The organism is Methylobacterium sp. J-059 (genome assembly GCF_022829485.1).
In the GTDB taxonomy this organism is placed as follows: Bacteria; Pseudomonadota; Alphaproteobacteria; order Rhizobiales; family Beijerinckiaceae; genus Methylobacterium.
Map to the genome: position 1 here is coordinate 124,406 of NZ_JAKSYA010000123.1, position 16,018 is coordinate 140,423.

General features: G+C 70.6%; 11 protein-coding genes, 1 pseudogene and 1 other annotated feature. Of the genes and pseudogenes, 7 read left to right on the forward strand and 5 right to left on the reverse strand.

All coding sequences use genetic code 11. From position 1 onward, the window contains the following. Positions 1-10: 10 nt before the first annotated feature. Both MKK55_RS17845 and MKK55_RS17850 read left to right on the forward strand, forming a co-directional pair. Positions 11-1,447 carry a cobyric acid synthase gene (locus MKK55_RS17845; protein ID WP_243936869.1) on the forward strand — a complete coding sequence of 479 codons (1,437 nt, stop codon included), beginning with the start codon at positions 11-13 and terminating at the stop codon, positions 1,445-1,447. A gap of 176 nt (positions 1,448-1,623) precedes the next feature. Continuing rightward, positions 1,624-3,003, forward strand: a complete 1,380-nt coding sequence (locus MKK55_RS17850) for an MFS transporter (protein WP_243936870.1) — start codon at positions 1,624-1,626, stop codon at positions 3,001-3,003. On the opposite strand, the gene cbiB is transcribed toward MKK55_RS17850, so the two are convergent. Beyond that, a complete protein-coding gene (gene cbiB / locus MKK55_RS17855; protein WP_243936871.1) occupies positions 2,937-3,926 on the reverse strand; it encodes an adenosylcobinamide-phosphate synthase CbiB in 990 nt (329 codons plus the stop codon). The two genes, MKK55_RS17850 and cbiB, sit on opposite strands and share 67 nt — an antisense overlap. Between cbiB and cobD the strand changes: the two genes are divergently transcribed. Beyond that, on the forward strand, positions 3,906-4,934 hold the full coding sequence (gene cobD, locus MKK55_RS17860) for a threonine-phosphate decarboxylase CobD (RefSeq protein WP_243936872.1): 1,029 nt from the start codon (positions 3,906-3,908) through the stop codon (positions 4,932-4,934). The two genes, cbiB and cobD, sit on opposite strands and share 21 nt — an antisense overlap. Here cobD and MKK55_RS17865 read toward each other — a convergent pair. After that, positions 4,927-6,108 (reverse strand): MFS transporter, encoded by a 1,182-nt coding sequence (locus MKK55_RS17865; protein ID WP_243936873.1) that lies wholly within the window; start codon positions 6,106-6,108, stop codon positions 4,927-4,929. The two genes, cobD and MKK55_RS17865, sit on opposite strands and share 8 nt — an antisense overlap. 326 nt (positions 6,109-6,434) lie before the next feature. Between MKK55_RS17865 and MKK55_RS17870 the strand changes: the two genes are divergently transcribed. The 3 genes from MKK55_RS17870 to MKK55_RS17880 all read left to right on the forward strand — a co-directional run bounded on the left by MKK55_RS17870 (position 6,435) and on the right by MKK55_RS17880 (position 9,806). Beyond that, positions 6,435-6,638 (forward strand): hypothetical protein, encoded by a 204-nt coding sequence (locus tag MKK55_RS17870; protein ID WP_147726422.1) that lies wholly within the window; start codon positions 6,435-6,437, stop codon positions 6,636-6,638. A gap of 182 nt (positions 6,639-6,820) precedes the next feature. Then, positions 6,821-8,224 carry a malonyl-CoA decarboxylase gene (locus MKK55_RS17875; protein ID WP_147842481.1) on the forward strand — a complete coding sequence of 468 codons (1,404 nt, stop codon included), beginning with the start codon at positions 6,821-6,823 and terminating at the stop codon, positions 8,222-8,224. Positions 8,225-8,270: 46 nt separating this feature from the next. Continuing rightward, positions 8,271-9,806: a malonate--CoA ligase gene (locus tag MKK55_RS17880; RefSeq protein WP_243936875.1), complete on the forward strand. Its 1,536-nt coding sequence runs from the start codon at positions 8,271-8,273 to the stop codon at positions 9,804-9,806. Positions 9,807-9,816: 10 nt separating this feature from the next. On the opposite strand, the gene MKK55_RS17885 is transcribed toward MKK55_RS17880, so the two are convergent. The 3 genes from MKK55_RS17885 to MKK55_RS17895 form a co-directional block, all read right to left on the reverse strand. After that, on the reverse strand, positions 9,817-10,359 hold the full coding sequence (locus MKK55_RS17885) for a TetR family transcriptional regulator (RefSeq protein ID WP_147726425.1): 543 nt from the start codon (positions 10,357-10,359) through the stop codon (positions 9,817-9,819). A 261-nt stretch (positions 10,360-10,620) separates the two neighbouring features. Next, complete coding sequence (locus tag MKK55_RS17890) at positions 10,621-13,746, reverse strand: efflux RND transporter permease subunit (protein WP_243936877.1); 3,126 nt, start codon at positions 13,744-13,746, stop codon at positions 10,621-10,623. Continuing rightward, positions 13,743-14,828 (reverse strand): efflux RND transporter periplasmic adaptor subunit, encoded by a 1,086-nt coding sequence (locus tag MKK55_RS17895; protein WP_243936878.1) that lies wholly within the window; start codon positions 14,826-14,828, stop codon positions 13,743-13,745. Before MKK55_RS17895 ends, MKK55_RS17890 begins: the two co-directional genes overlap by 4 nt. Before the next feature lie 307 nt (positions 14,829-15,135). Between MKK55_RS17895 and MKK55_RS17900 the strand changes: the two are divergent. Further along, positions 15,136-15,892 (forward strand): annotated as a pseudogene (locus MKK55_RS17900) (IS3 family transposase); the annotation flags it as partial. Continuing rightward, positions 15,417-15,533: a sequence feature (AL1L pseudoknot), on the forward strand. Its footprint overlaps the pseudogene before it by 117 nt. Positions 15,893-16,018 lie beyond the last annotated feature (126 nt).

A 16,018-nucleotide genomic window follows, 5' to 3' on the forward strand; every position in this document is an offset into this window, starting at 1 on the left:
CCGAAGCCTAATGATCCAGGGCACCGGCTCGGACGTCGGCAAGTCGCTGATCGTCGCCGGGCTCGCGCGCGCCTTCACCCGACGCGGGCTTCGGGTGCGCCCGTTCAAGCCGCAGAACATGTCGAACAACGCCGCCGTCACCGCGGATGGCGGCGAGATCGGGCGGGCGCAGGCGCTGCAGGCGCGGGCGGCCGGCGTCGCGCCGTCGATCCACATGAACCCGGTGCTGCTCAAGCCCCAGACCGAGGTCGGCGCCCAGGTGGTGGTGCAGGGCCGCATGGTCGCGACGGTGAAGGCGCGCGACTACCAGGCGTGGAAACCGCGCCTGCTGGAGGCGGTGCTCGACAGCTTCGACCGCCTGAGGACGCAGGCCGACCTGATTCTCGTCGAGGGTGCGGGCTCGGCATCCGAGGTTAACCTGCGCGCCGGCGACATCGCCAACATGGGGTTCGCCCGCGCGACGGATACGCCGGTGGTGCTGCTCGGCGACATCGACCGCGGTGGGGTCATCGCCAGCCTCGTCGGCACCAAGGCGGTGATCGATCCCGACGACGCCGCGATGATCGTCGGCTTCCTGGTCAACCGCTTCCGCGGCGACCCGAGCCTGTTCTCCGACGGCATGGACCTGATCGCGCGCCACACCGGCTGGGCCAGCCTCGGCCTGATCCCGCACTTTCCCGAGGCGGCGCGCCTGCCGGCCGAGGACGTGCTCGGCCTCGTCGGGTCCGCCGGCCCGGCGGCGACGCGCATCGCGGTGCCGGTGTTTCCGCGGATCGCCAACTTCGACGACCTCGATCCGCTGCGGACCGAGCCCGCGGTGGAGGTGGTGCTGGTCCGCCCGGGCGAGGCGATCCCGGGCGATGCCGCCCTGGTGCTGCTGCCGGGCTCGAAGACGACGATCGACGATCTCGAATTCGTCCGGGCGCAGGGCTGGGACGTGGACCTGCATGCGCATCTACGCCGCGGCGGCCGGGTGCTCGGCCTGTGCGGCGGATACCAGATGCTCGGGCGGACGCTGTCCGATCCGGACGGCATCGAGGGCGAGGCGCGGACCGTGCCCGGCCTCGGGCTGCTCGCCGTCGACACGGTGATGACGCCGTTGAAGCGGCTCGAAGCCGTCTCCGGCACCAGCCTGCCCGACGGCATGCCGTTCACCGGCTACGAGATGCATGTCGGCGACACCACCGGCGCCGACGCGGAACGGCCGCTGCTGCGCCTCGCCGACGGGCGCGCCGACGGTGCGGTCTCCGCCGACGGCCTGGTGTCCGGCACCTACGTCCACGGCCTGTTCGCCGACGACCGCCAGCGTGCCGCATGGCTCGCCCGCCTCGGCGCACGATCCGACGGCGCCTCCTACGAGGCCGGCATCGAGCGGGTGCTCGATGCCCTGGCGGCGCATCTCGAGCAGCATGTCGACTGCGACCGGCTGCTGGCCCTGGCGCGATGAGGCGCACCGGGGATGAGGCGCATCGGGCATGACACCCGGGCGGGTCCTGTCCGCGAGCAGGCATCGCGGGCGCTCGGGGATCGCTGCGGGCCGATAGGCACGCGCCGCCGCGGAGCCTAGTCTCGTGCGAAAGCGCGGCCGGTCGCGATCGACCGCCGGGACGCGAGGAACGCCCGATGACGCCCACCGAGACCGCGGCCGACGACGCGCTCGCCCGACGCACGATCGCGACGGTGACCTGGCGGCTGATGCCCCTGCTCGGGGTGATGTACCTGATCGCCTACATCGACCGGCAGAACATCTCCTATGCCAAGTTGCAGATGGTCGGCGACCTCGGGCTGAGCGAGAGCGTCTTCGGGCTCGGGGCGTCGCTGTTCTTCCTCGGCTATTTCCTGTGCGAGGTCCCGGCCAACGTCATCCTGGAACGCGTCGGCGCGCGCCTGTGGTTCGCCCGGATCATGGCGACCTGGGGCCTGATCACGGTGCTGCTCGGCTTCACCCGGAACACGGCGATGTTTTACGGGCTGCGCTTCCTTCTCGGCGTCGCCGAGGCCGGGTTCTTCCCCGGCGTGCTGTTCGTGCTGACCCTGTGGTTCCCGCAGAAGCACCGCGCGGCGATGATCGGCTGGTTCATGATCGCGAGCGCGGTGGCCAACGCCGTCGGCGCGGCGATCGGCGGCGCGCTGCTCGACCTCGACGGCGCGCTCGGGCTCAAGGGCTGGCAGTGGGTGTTCGTCAGCACCGGCGTGCCGGCGCTGCTGCTGGCCGTGATCGTGCTGGTGGTCCTGCCGGACGGGCCGGAGAAGGCGCCCTGGCTCGATCGCGCCGGCCGCGACTGGCTCGGCCGGACGCTGCGGGAGGAGCGCGAGACCGGCGGCAAGGTCGAGCACGGCAACCCGTTCGCTGCGCTCCTCGACCGGCGCGTGTGGATGCTCGCCAGCGTCTACGTCGCGTTTCCGCTGGCCGCCTACGGCCTGAGCTACTGGCTGCCGACGGTGGTGCGCAGCTTCGGCGTCACCAACACCGTCAACGGCTTCATCAACATCATCCCGTGGGTCGTCACCGGGCTGGCGCTGTGGTGGGTGCCGCGGCATTCCGCGCGCACGGGCGAGCAGACCTGGCACGTGGTCGGCCCGGGGCTCGTCGCCGCGTCGGCGCTGGCGCTGAGCGTGGTGGTGCCGGGCTCGATCCCGAAGTTCGCCTGCCTGTGCGTGGCGGCGGCCGGCATCTTCTCGGCCCAGCCGGTGTTCTGGTCGCTGCCGCCGACCATCCTCAAGGGTGCGTCGGCCGCGGCCGGAATCGCGGCGATCAACTCGGTGGGCAATCTCGGCGGCTTCATCGCCCAGAACGCCGTGCCGATCATCCGCGACCGCAGCGGCAGCGACCTCGTGCCGATGATCTTTCTCTCGGCCTGCCTCGTGGTCGGCTCGTGCCTCGTCTTCGTCGTGCTCGGCGCCCTGCGGCGCGATGCCGGCCGCCGCGCCGCCGATCAGGGCATGGCGAGCCCGGTCGCGCCGGCGGCGAGCCCCCACAGCAGCACGCAGGCGGTTCGATAGAGGCGCAGGGCCCGCTCGATGTCGTCGGCCGCCGCCGCCGCGCGGCCGTCGCCCATCCAGGCATCCTCGACCGCGACGCCGGCATAGACCCGCGGGCCGGCGAGCCGAAGGCCGAGCGCGCCGGCCATCGCGGCCTCGGGCCAGCCGGCATTCGGCGAGCGGTGGCGGCCGGCGTCGCGCCGGATCGCGCGCCAGGCGCCGCCCGGCGAGGCGCCGTGATGGATCGCGGCGGCGGCGACGATCAGCAGGGCGGTGAGCCGCGAGGCGGGCAGGTTCACGAGGTCGTCGAGCCGGGCCGAAGCCCAGCCGAAGGCCTCGTGGCGCGGGGTGCGGTGGCCGATCATGCTGTCGGCGGTGTTGATCGCCTTGTAGAGCGCGCCGCCCGGCAGGCCGCCGAGCCCGATCCAGAAGCCCGGCGCGACGATGCCGTCGGAGAAGTTCTCCGCCAGGCTCTCGATCGCCGCGCGGCAGATCCCGGCTTCGTCCAGCGTCTCGGGATCGCGCCCGACGATCATCGACACCGCGCGCCGGCCGCCCGGCAGGCCCTCGCCGCGCAGCCCCTCCGCGACCCGGGCGACGTGCTGGTACAGGCTGCGCTGGGCCGGCAGGCTGGCGCAGAGGAGGGCGATGAGCGCGATCGCCGGGAGCGGGCCGGCCAGCCCCGCCGCGAGGGTGAGACCGAGGGCGGTCGCGCCGACGCCGGCGAGGAGCACGGCGAGCGCAAGAATCCCGCCGAGCCGCCGCGCGGTGCGGCCGCCGCGGTTGAGGCCGCGGTCGAGGGCGGCGATCACCCGGCCGATCCAGGTGACAGGGTGGCCGAGCGCCCTGTAGAGCGCGTCCGGATAGCCGAAGGCCGCCTCGATCGCGAGGGCGAGGGCGAGGATGGCGAGCGTATCGGGCGGATGAGCGAGCGCGGTGGACATGGCGTCTGGGGTCCGGGGAGGCCCGAGGCGGAGCCGATCGCCCATGGCGGCGACCTCGATGCGGCGCGGCGGATGTTTCCCGATGCGCCGGAGCCTTGGATCGACCTCTCGACCGGGATCAATCCGGTCCCCTATCCCTGCCCGGCGATCGACGCCAGCCTGTTCCACCGGCTGCCCTCCGCCGCGGACCATGCCGCGCTCCGCGAGGCGGCGTCCCGCGCCTACGGGGCGGCGCCCGACCGCATCGTGCCGGCGCCGGGTACGCAGATCCTGATCGAGACGATCCCCCGCCTGGTTTCGCCGCGCGCGGTCTGCGTCGTCGGGCCGACCTATGCCGAGCACGCGGCGGCGTGGCGTCGGGCCGGGCACGCCGTCTCGGCGGTGCCATGCCTCGAAGCGGTCGGCACCGCGCAGGTCGTGGTCGTGGTCAATCCCAACAACCCCGACGGGCGGACGTGGCCGGCGTCCACGCTGCTCGCCCTCGCCGAAGTCCTCTCCGCCCGCAACGGCCTGCTCGTCGTGGACGAGGCCTTCGCCGATCTCGAAGCCGTCGAGAGCCTGTGCCCGCGGCTGCGGCCGGGGCTCGTGATCCTGCGCTCGTTCGGCAAGACCTACGGGCTCGCCGGCCTCAGGCTCGGTTTCGCCGTGGCGGAAGCCGGGATCGTGCGCCGGATCGCGGGGGCGCTCGGGCCCTGGGCCGTCGCCGGGCCGGCGCTCGCGATCGGCCGCGCCGCCCTCGACGATGCCGCGTGGCGCCGCGACGCCGCAGCCGCCCGCGCCGCCGATGCGGGGCGCCTCGACCGCATGATCGCTCGGGCCGGCGGGACGCCGGTCGGTGGAACCGTCCTCTTCCGCACGGCCGATTTTCCCGATGCGCCGGGCCTGTTCCGGCGGCTCGGGGCGGCCGGAATCCACGTCCGGCGCTTCGCCGAGGCGCCGGCGCGCCTGCGCTTCGGGCTGCCCGCCGACAGGAACGCCTGGTGCCGCCTGTCGCGGATCCTCAGATGATCGTCGGGCGCCGGTCGAGCACGGCGACGAGCAGGGCGGCGACGGCGAAGGCGATGCCGACCGCGCAGACCCCGCCCCAGCCGGCGAGCAGGAAGGCCTGCGATCCGGCATAGGCGCCGATCGCTCCGAAGACGAACATCGCCGTGAACAGCACGGTGTTGATCCGTCCGCGCGCGCCCGGGACGAGGGCGTAGGCGCGCGTCTGGTTGGCGATCAGCGCGCCGTTCATGCCGATGTCGATCAGCAGCACGCCGACGGCGACGGCGGCGAGCGACCACGTGCCGCCGGCCCAGAGCACCGCGAACGCCGCCACAACGAGCAGGCTTCCGCCCACGACCACCGGTCGCGCGCCGCGCAGATCGGTGAAGCGGCCCGAGACCGGCGCAACGAGGGCGCCGCAGACGCCGATCACGCCGAACAGCCCGGCGCCGGCCGCGGTCAGGTTGAACGGCTCGGCCTCCACCAGCAGGGCGAGGGTGACCCAGAACGCGTTGAACGCGGCAAACAGCAGCGCCTGCGACAGGCTGGCGTTGCGCAGCACGGGCTGGGTCTTGGCGAGGTGCAGGATCGACAGCATCAGCGCCCGGTAGCGCAGGCGCTTCGCCGCGGTCCGGGGCAGGGTCGCGGCCGCGACCGCCGCCATCGCGAGCGAGACCACGGCGGCGGCGAAGAACACCGCCCGCCATCCGAGATGCGCGCCGACGAAGCCGCTGACCGTCCGCGCGAGCAGGATGCCGGAGAGCAAGCCGGTCATCACCTGCCCGACGATGCGGCCGCGGGTGGCGTCCGGCGCCAGCTCGGCCGCGAACGGCACCGCCTGCTGCGCCGCCGACGACAGGAAGCCGATCAGGAGGCTGGCGAGCGCCAGGATCGGCAGGCTCGGGCTGAGCGCGGCGACGACGAGCACGAGGCTCAGCGCGAGAAGCTGCGCGATGATCAGCTGGCGCCGCGGCCAGGCATCCCCCAGCGGCACCAGCCCGACGATGCCGAGGCCGTAGCCGACGAGGCAGCCGGTCGGCACCCACAAGGCGGCGCGCGGACCGAAATCGGCAACCAGCAGCCCGAGCAGCGGCTGGTTGTAGTAGATGTTGGCCACCGCCCCGCCCGCGATCAGCGTCAGCCCGAGCCGCGCCTTCGTGCTCAGGTCGGGATGCGGCACCGGGATGTCGCTCACGAGCGGGGCTCCGTGGCGCGCGAGCGGTTCGGCTCTGTGAGCATGAGACTCGTATCTCTGGTTGCGAGGGATCGCGGTCGGCCTAGGCGCCGACCGGGCGGGTGACAACGGCGGCGCGCGCAGGGCACGGCCGCGTAGGAGTGGCGCACCCGGTTTCGATTCCGCTGCGCCTGCATATGTTTCGTCCACGGACGATGTTCCACGCGCGGGTCGATTGCTGGCAATCGATTTGGCGATCGCGGCGATTCAGGTTCTGATGCCGTTCATAGGATTGGTGGCACCGATTCGTGCGGCGGAGCGTGACCGACACGACGAGAGAGGGTTGCATGCCGAATTATCGGGTGGATTTCGAGAAGCAGATCTTCGGCCTTCCGTTCACGATCGGATCCGTCGAGATCCAGCGTGCCCGCGACCCCGATCGCGCGCGGCGGGCGGCCGAGCTGAAGTTCGCCCGGCAATACGGCCTCGGCGATTGGCGCGAGCGCGCCGACAGCGCCGTCGTGGCCCAGGCCGGCGATGAGCGCCGCTGAGCGCCCTTCACGGCGGAGCCGGCCACGACGTCCCGGAGTTCCGCTTCGGCCTTCACGGCCTCACGGAGGGTCTGGCCCTGCGCGCGGTCACGCCGTAAACGATGGGGCCGCCGGCATCGCCGTGCGGGACGACCGGAGCCTCTGCGGCGGCCGGTTTCGAGGCGAGACGCGGACGGCGATCCATGGCGGCGATCTCTTTCTTCGGCGATCTCCTTCAGACCATCAGCGACCGCGGTCGCGACCTCATCAGCTTCGGCCGCGGCGATCTCGCCGCACGGGCCAACGCCGCCGAGCTGGTCAAGCTCTGCGACGACCTGATCTCGCGCCGCGGCGAGGCATCGGGCGTCGCCCTCGCGCGGCTGATCCTCGACCGCTATGCGACGCTCGGCACCGACGAGCGCCACGCCTTCCTGCGCCTGATCGCCGTCGAGTTCGATGCCGACCACGACGCGGTCGACGCCGCGATCCAGGCCTATCGCTCGGACCCGACGCGGGCACGCCTCGGGCACCTGCACGAGGCGGCTGAGCCGCGCTCCCAGGAACTGATCCGCCGCCTCAACCTTGCCCGCGACGGCACGCTGAGCCTGGTCCGGATGCGCGAGGACCTGTTCGACCTGCGCCGCATCCTGCGCGACGAGGGCGAGCCCAACCTGATCGACGCCGCCGACAGCCTCGATTCGGACTTCGAGCACCTGTTCGCCTCGTGGTTCAACCGCGGCTTCCTGGTGCTGCGCCACATCGACTGGACGACGCCGGCTCACATCCTCGAGAAGATCATCCGCTACGAGGCAGTCCACGAGATCGCCGGCTGGGACGACCTTCGCCGCCGGATCGAGCCGGCGGACCGGCGCTGCTTCGCGTTCTTCCACCCGGCACTCGTCGACGAGCCGCTGATCTTCGTCGAGGTCGCGTTGACCAGCGCGATCGCGCCGGCGATCGCGCCGATCCTGTCGCAGGCGCGCGATCCGCTCCCGCTGAAATCCGCCACGACCGCGATCTTCTACTCGATCTCGAACTGCCAGAAGGGCCTGGCCGGCGTCACCTTCGGCAACTTCCTGATCAAGCAGGTGGTCGAGGACCTCGCCCGCGAGATCCCGACCCTGAAGACCTTCGTCACGCTCTCGCCAGTTCCGGGTTTCGCGCGCTGGCTCGATCGCGAGCGCCGGGCGGAAGCGCCGCAGGGCCTGACCCGCGACGATGTCGAGGCGCTTCGCCTGCTCGACGAGCCCGATTGGGCGACCGACAAGGCGAAGTCCGATGCCGTGCGCAAGGCGCTGCTGCCGGCGGCGGCCGCCTACTTCCTCCGCGCGAAGAACGAGCGGGGCCGCCCGCTCGACCCGGTGGCGCGCTTCCATCTCGGCAACGGCGCGCGCCTCGAGCGGATCAACTTCCTCGGCGACGTCTCCGGCAAGGGGTTGCGGCAATCCCATGGCCTGATGGTCAACTACCTCTACGACCTGTCGGCGATCGAGAAGAACCACGAGACCTATGCCAACCTCGGCACGGTCTCGGCGTCCGGCGCGGTCTCACGCGAGTTGCGCGCCAACCTGCCTCCGCCGCGTTCCGTCGCGCTCGCCGAGGCCTGAGGCGGGTGGACCGCCGCCGATCATCCGTTTCGCTGAGCGTTGTGTCATGACGAATCATCTCTTCGCGTTGATCCGCGAGGCCCTGCCGGCGGATCCGGCGGCCAGCAGCTTCATCGAGACGCCCGACGGGCGCCGCTACAGCTACGCCGACATGCTCGCGCGCAGCGGGGCCTACGCGAACGCGCTGGTGTCCGCGGGCGTCCGCCCCGGCGACCGGGTCGCGGTGCAGGTGGAGAAGAGCGCCGAGGTGGTGTTCCTCTATCTCGGCGCGGTGCGCGCCGGCGCGGTGTTCCTGCCGCTCAACACCGCCTACACCGCCCCGGAGATCGCCTACTTCCTCGGCGACGCCGAGCCCGCCCTGTTCGTCTGCGACCCGGCCAAGCGCGAGGCGCTGGTGCCGGTCGCCGGGGACGCCGGGACCACCCGCGTGCTCACCCTCGATGCCGCCGGCCGGGGCAGCGCCGCCGAGGCCGCGGACGCGCAGGGCTCGGAGTGCTCCGACGTGCCGCGGGATCCGGAGGATCTCGCCGCGATCCTCTACACCTCCGGCACCACCGGGCGCTCGAAGGGCGCCATGCTCAGCCACGACAACCTCGCCTCGAACGCGCGCACGCTGGTCGAGGCCTGGCGCTTCACCGCCGACGACGTGCTGATCCACGCCCTGCCGGTGTTCCACACCCATGGCTTGTTCGTCGCGATCAACACCGTGCTGGCGTCGGGGGGCAGCATGCTGTTCCTGCCGCGCCTCGACGCCGGGCTGATCCTCAAGCTGATGCCGCGGGCGACCAGCATGATGGGCGTCCCGACCTTCTACACCCGCCTGCTCAAGGATCCGGGGCTGACGCAGGCGGCGACCGCGCACATGCGGCTGTTCACCTCCGGCTCGGCCCCATTGCTGGCCGAGACGCATGCCGCGTGGCGGGCCCGCACCGGTCACGCCATCCTCGAGCGCTACGGCATGACCGAGACCAACATGAGCACCTCGAACCCCTATGAGGGCGAGCGCATCGCCGGCACCGTCGGGTTCCCGCTGCCCGGCGTGGCCCTGCGCGTCGTCGACCCGGACACCGGCGCGCCGCTCGGCTCCGAGCAGGTCGGGATGATCGAGGTGAAGGGCCCGAACGTGTTCAAGGGCTACTGGCGCATGCCCGAGAAGACCGCGGCCGAGTTCAAGGTCGACGGCTTCTTCGTCACCGGCGATCTCGGCAAGGTCGACGCCCGCGGCTACGTCCACATCGTCGGCCGCGGCAAGGACCTGATCATCACCGGCGGCTTCAACGTCTACCCGAAGGAGGTCGAGGCCGAGATCGACGCGATGCCAGGCGTCGTCGAATCAGCGGTGATCGGCCTGCCGCACGCCGATTTCGGCGAGAGCGTCACCGCCATCGTGGTGGGTTCGAAGGACGCTCCGGACGAGGCGGCGGTGCTCGCCCATCTCGAAGGGCGCCTCGCCCGGTTCAAATGCCCGAAGCGGGTTCTCTTCGCCGACGACCTGCCGCGCAACGCCATGGGCAAGGTCCAGAAGAACGCCCTGCGGGATCGCCACGCCGATTTGTATCGCGACGCGTCGAAGACGTCCTGACCAGCGGGCCTCAGCCGGCCACCGAGGCGCGCGCGGCCTCGATCAGGTCGTTCGCCAGTGCCTCGTCGTCCACGGCCCGAGCCAAGACGACGGCGCCGACGAGGGTCGACAGCGTCGCCAGCGAACGCTGCCGGCGGCGCTCGCGCGAGGCCTTCGGCGTCAGGTCGGCAAGGATGGCGGCGAGGCGTTCGACCCCGTGGGTGAACCGCGCGCGCACCGGGCTACCCGAGGGCTCCCGCGCGACGTCGTTGGCCAGGGCCGCGAGCGGGCACCCCTTCTCGGGCGCCTGGACGTGCCCGAGCGACAGGTAGTTCCCGACCAGGCTGTCGAGGTTGCCGCGGTATTCCTCCTTGATCGCGCACTCGAAGGCTTCGGCCGCCAGGGCGTCCTTGTTGGCGAATTGGCCATAGAACCCGCCATGCGTCAGGCCGGCCGCCCCCATGATGTCGGCGACCCCGACGCCGTGAAGGCCGCGCTGGCGGAACAGCGCCGACGCCACCTCAACCACGCGCTGCCGGTTCAGCCGCGCCTGCTCCTGAGACACCCTCGGCATCTTCGTCTCCTCGTCTCACGAGCGGCCGCCGCGCGGTCCGGCGGACGATGCGCTAACGCATCGCATCCGATGTGGATGCGACCTGTCATCTAAATCAGTCCACGGTCGCGCTGTCGCCGGACGCTTTCGCCGCCTCGGCCGTTGCCGCCAGCACGAAGCGCCGCCCGTTCGACCGTTCAGGGGCAGGGGCTCGGGCTGGTCGATCGATCGGGCACTTGCCGCGTCGCATGCGCGGCGGCGAGCGCCCAGCCGCACCAGCCCTCAGGATGGAACAGCGCCCGTGGTCGCAGTCGCTCCGTCTCGCCCGGAAACGACCGCGGGGCTCCGCGCATCCGCAGGTGTTCGGGCGACGCGGAACCACAGGGCGTAGAGGGCCGGCAGGAACAGCAGCGTCAGCAGGGTGCCGACGCCGACGCCACCGATCAGGACGTAGGCCAGCGCCCCCCAGAACACCGAGTGGGTGAGCGGGATGAAGGCGAGCATCGCTGCGGCCGCCGTCAGGATCACGGGCCGCGCGCGGCGCACGGTCGATTCCACCACGGCCTCGTAATCCGACAGGCCCGAGGCGCGATCGTGATGGATCTGATCCACCAGGATCAGCGTGTTGCGCATCAGGATGCCCGACAGCGCGATCAATCCAAGGATCGCGTTGAAGCCGAAGGGCTGGTGGAAGATCAGCAGGGTCGGCACCGCGCCGACGAGGCCGAGCGGCGCGGTCGCGAACACCATGAACATGGTGGTGAACGAGCGCACCTGGATCATGATCACCGTCAGCGTGACGATCAGCATAATCGGGAACACGGCGATCAAAGCCGACATCGCCTTGGCGCTCTCCTCGACGGCGCCGGCCGTGTCGATGCGGTAGCCGGGCGGCAGCCTCGCCCGGATCGGATTTAGCAGCGGGAAGATCTGCGCATGGACGTCCGGCGGCTGCTTGCCGTCGAGCACATCGCCCTGCACCCGGATGTAGCTCTCGCGGTTGTAGCGCTTGAGCACCGCATCCTCGTTCCGGCTTTCCAGGTGCGCGACCTGCGAGACCGGCACCTGCCGGCCGTCCTTCGTCGCGAGCGTCAGGTCGCCGATCTCGCCGAGCGAGCGTCGCTCCGGGCCGGGGCTGCGCAGCAGCACGTCGACCGAGCGCAGGTTCTCGCGGACCTGGGTGGCGGGCGTGCCGTTGAGGTAGCTCTGCAGCTGCTGTCCGGCCTCCTTCGGCGTCAGGCCGATCAGGCGCAGGCGTTCCTGGTCGAGGACGAGGTGAAGGCCCGGCGTCCGGTCGCCCCAGTCAAGATGGACGAGCCGCATGTCGGGATTGCCCGCCATGACCTCGGCGACCTCGGCCGCGATGCGGCGGATGACGTCGAGGTCGGGGCCGACCACCCGGAACGCGACCGGGAATCGGATCGGCGGCCCGAACACGATCTGCAACACCCGCACGCGCGCCTCGGGGAAGCGGCCGTCCTCGACGAGCTTGCGCACCTTCGCCCGGAGGGCGTCGCGGGCCTCAGCGTCCGCGGTCTGCACCACGATCTGCGCGAAGGCCGGGTCCGGCAGCTCGGGATCGAACGACAGCACGAAGCGCGGCATGCCCTGGCCGATATAGCTCGTGATCTCCTTGGCCTCCGGCAGGTCGCGCACCGCCGCCTCGACGCGCTGCACGGTGGCCTCGGTGGTGGCGAAGGCCGACCCGGTCGGCAGCGTGACCTCGACGATCAATTCGGGCCGCTCGGAGTTCGGGAAGAACTGCTTCTCCACACGGCTCATCCCGATGACCGCGACCACGAACAGCGCCACGGTGATGCCGGCCGCCGCCCATTTGTGATCGACCGAGGCCCGCACGATCCGACGCAGGCGCTGGTAGTTCTTCGTGGCGTAGATCGCCGCGTGGCCGCCCGCGACCGGCTCGATGTTCGGCAGCAGCTTGACGCCGAGATAGGGCGTGAAGGTCACGGCCACGATCCACGAGACGACGAGAGAAAACGCCACCACCCAGAAGATGTTGCCGGCATATTCGCCGGCCGTTGAGGCGGCGAAGCCCACCGGCAGGAACCCGGCGATGGTCACCAGCGTGCCGGTGAGCATCGGCGCGGCGGTGGCGCTCCAGGCATGGGTCGCGGCTTCGATCCGGTCGGCGCCTTCCTCCATGCGCACCACCATCATCTCGATGGCGATGATCGCGTCGTCGACGAGCAGCCCGAGCGAGATGATCAGCGCGCCGAGCGTGATGCGGTCGAAGTCGCGCCCCGTCAGCATCATCACCACGAACACCGCCGACAGGGTCAACGGCACGGCGAGCGCCACGACGATGCCGACGCGGAAGCCGAGCGCCACCAGGGACACGAAGATCACCACAGACAGCGCGGTGAAGAACTTGACCATGAACTCGTGGATCGCCGCGTCGATGACCTTGGCCTGATCGGTGATCTTGGTGAAGCCGATTCCGAGGGCGAGGTCGTGATGGATCGCGACCTCCTCGGCATTGAGCGCCTCGCCGAGCTTGAGGCCGTTGAAGCCGGGCTTCATCACCAGGCCGAGCATCAGGGCCGGCTCGCCGTCGTTGTGGATCGCGAAGCTTCTGGGGTCCTCGTAGCCGCGCTTCACCTCCGCGATGTCGCCGAGCTTGAGGCTGCGGTCGCCCGCCGCCACCGGCAGGCCGCGGATCGCGTCGAGCCCGTCGATGGCGCCGTCCAGGCGAAGGTAGACCCGCGGCCCCGCTGTCTCGACGAAGCCAGCCGGCGTCACGTCGTTCTGGTTGGCGAGCGACGCCAGCAGCTGCTGGCCGGTGATCCCGAGCGTGGCCAGGCGCTGGTACGAGATCTCGACGAAGATCTTCTGCGCCTGCTCGCCGAGGATGTTGATCTTCTCGACGCCGGGCAGCCGCAGCAGGCGCTGGCGCAGGGCCTCGGCCTGGAGCACGAGCTGGCGGTGCGGCAGCCCCTTGGCCTGGAGCGCGTAAAGCGCGAAGTAGACGTCCGAGAACTCGTCGTTGAACAGCGGTCCCATCACCCCGCGGGGCAGGCTGGAGGCCTGATCGGACAATTTCTTGCGCGCCTGGTAGAACTCCGACTGCACCTTCCCCGGGGGCATGTTGTCCCTGAGGTAGACCTTCGTCACCATCAGGCCCGGGCGCACGGTGGTCTCGGCGCGGTCATAGTAGACGAGCTCCTGCAGCCGCTTCTCGAGCGGGTCGGCGACCTGACGCTGCATCTCCTCGGCGGTGGCGCCCGGCCACGCCGCCGAGACCGTCATGGTCTTGACGGTGAAGGCCGGGTCCTCGCCGCGGCCGAGCTTCTGGAAGGCGAAGATGCCTGCGACCGTCACGGCGATCAGCAGGAACAGCGTGACCGCCCGCTCGCGGACGGCGAGCGCGGAGAGGTTGAAGACGCTCATCGCTTCGCCCCCGTCAGGTTCGCGTCCGCCTGGCGCACCTTCTCGCCGGGCTTGAGCAGGTGGGCGCCGAGCGCCACGATGCGATCGCCCGGGCTCAGGCCCGCGACGACCTCGGCCCGCTCCTCGCCCATGCGCGCGACCCGCACGGCCTGCTCCCACACCGTTTCGGTCTCGGCGTCGTAGCGCCAGACCGCGGTGCCGTCGCCCCGGTCGAACAGGGCCGCGAGCGGCACCTCCACCGCGGGCTCGCGCCGGACGTCGTGGTCGGCGAGCCGAAGGGTGACCGTCGCCCCGAGCGGCGCAGCCTCGCCGCCGCCCGACAGGATGTAGCGCGCCCGGTAGGTGCGGGTCGCGGGGTCGGCCGTCGCCGACAGCTCGCGCAGGCGCGCCGGATAGGTCGCCTCGCCCTCGGCGTAGAGGGTGGCCGAAGCGTTCCCCTGCGCCGCGCGCCGGCTGCCCTCGGGCAGGAACACCTCCGCCTCCCGCGATCCGTCGCGGGCGAGCTTCACCACGGTCTGGCCGGCGGCGACGACCTGTCCCGGCTCGGTCGGCACCTCCATCACCACGCCGTCGGCATCGGCCTGGAGCTCGGCGTAGCCCGCCTGGTTGGCGATCTGGCTCGCCTGCGCCTCCGCGTTGGCGAACTGCGCGATGGCGGCATCGGCCGCGCCCTTGTTCTGGTCGTAGGCCTGGATCGAAGTCCAGCCGTCGGCCACGAGCTTGCGGCTGCGCGCCTCGTCGGCCTTGGCCTTGATCATCTGCGCGCGGGCCGCCTCGACGGACGCCTTGGCGGCGTTCAGCGCGAGCCCGAAATCGGTCCGATCGAGGCGCATCAGCGGCTGTCCGAGGCGGACGCGGTCCCCCGGATCGACCAGCCGCTCGAAGATTTTGCCGCCGACGCGGAAGCCGAGGTTGCTCTCCGTCCGCGCCCGAACGACCCCGGTGTAGCGCGAGACCGCCCCCTCGGCCGGGGCGACCGCGACGGTCTGAACGAGCGGTGGTTTCTCAGGCACCGCCGTCTCGGCCGGCGAGCACGCCGCCAAAGCGAGGCTCGTCAGCAACATGACCATACCGACATTCATCGCCGCTTCCTCGACACCGATCGAACTCGCCATTAAAATGATGTTAGTAATCTATTATGGGGCGGTGATGTCGTCAATGGCGAGGGCGTCGCGATTCGGTGGACTGGGATTGGAAATTATCGGTTCGCCGTTCGCCACGGTTCGATCTGGACACCGCGGTCTTCTGCTTTGGACGGATCTACCAAGTTAGCATTTTGGCGGCCGCCTCTACGCTGTTGCCCCGCACAGCCAATCAGGCAGATCGATCGCAGCCCAAGTGAACCGCACCGGGTTTTTTGGAGGCCCTAACTGTTTCGAGGATGGAGCCATGACGAAGCGAACCCCACCCTTTTCCCCTAAGGTTCGTGAACGCGCTGTGCGGATGATGTCGAAGCAACAGGGCGAGCACGACTCTCAATACAGTGCGATCCGCTTGATCGCTGCGAAGATCGGCTGCTTGGGCGAGACGCCGTGGAATTGGGTACGCCAAGCCGAACGGGACCAGGGCCAACGAGCGGGCCCGACGACGGACGAGCGCGAGCGGATCAAGGCGCTGGAGCGGAAGGTTCGCGAACTCCGGCAGGTCAATGAGATCCGGAGAAAAGCATCGGAGTACTTTGCCCAGGCGGAGCTCGACCGCCCGTTCAAGCGTTAATCGCCTTCATCGACGATCACCGTGGGGCCCAAGGCGTCGAGCCGATCTGCCGCTTGCTGCCGATCACCCCGTCGAGGTATCAGGCCCATGCCGCGCGGCGGGCCGATACCGGAAGACTGCCGCCCTGATCCAAGCGGCATGCGGTGCTGATGGCCCAGATCCGGCGTGTGTACGAGGCGAACCTCTGCGTCTACGGCGTGCGCAAGATCTGGCGGAAGTTCTCCCGTGAGGGAATCACGGTGGCTCGTTGCACCGTTGCATGGCTAATGCGAGCGATGGGTCTGCAGGGCGTCGTGCGGGGAAAAACAATCCACACGACGATCCCTGATCCGAAAGGGCCGTCTGCCCGCTTGACCGGATCAACCGGCAGTTCAAGGCCGCCCACCCGAACAGACTGTGGGTCGACGACTTCACCGTAAGCGCTCGGTGGAGGCTCGGCGTTGTATTTCGGTCGCGTTGTCTTCCTGAAGGCCGGCTGACCGAGGGGATGACCGTGCGCCGATCTGGATGTTTTGCGGTGACGGGATGCTTTTCTAGCCCGATGTCGTGCTGCGGC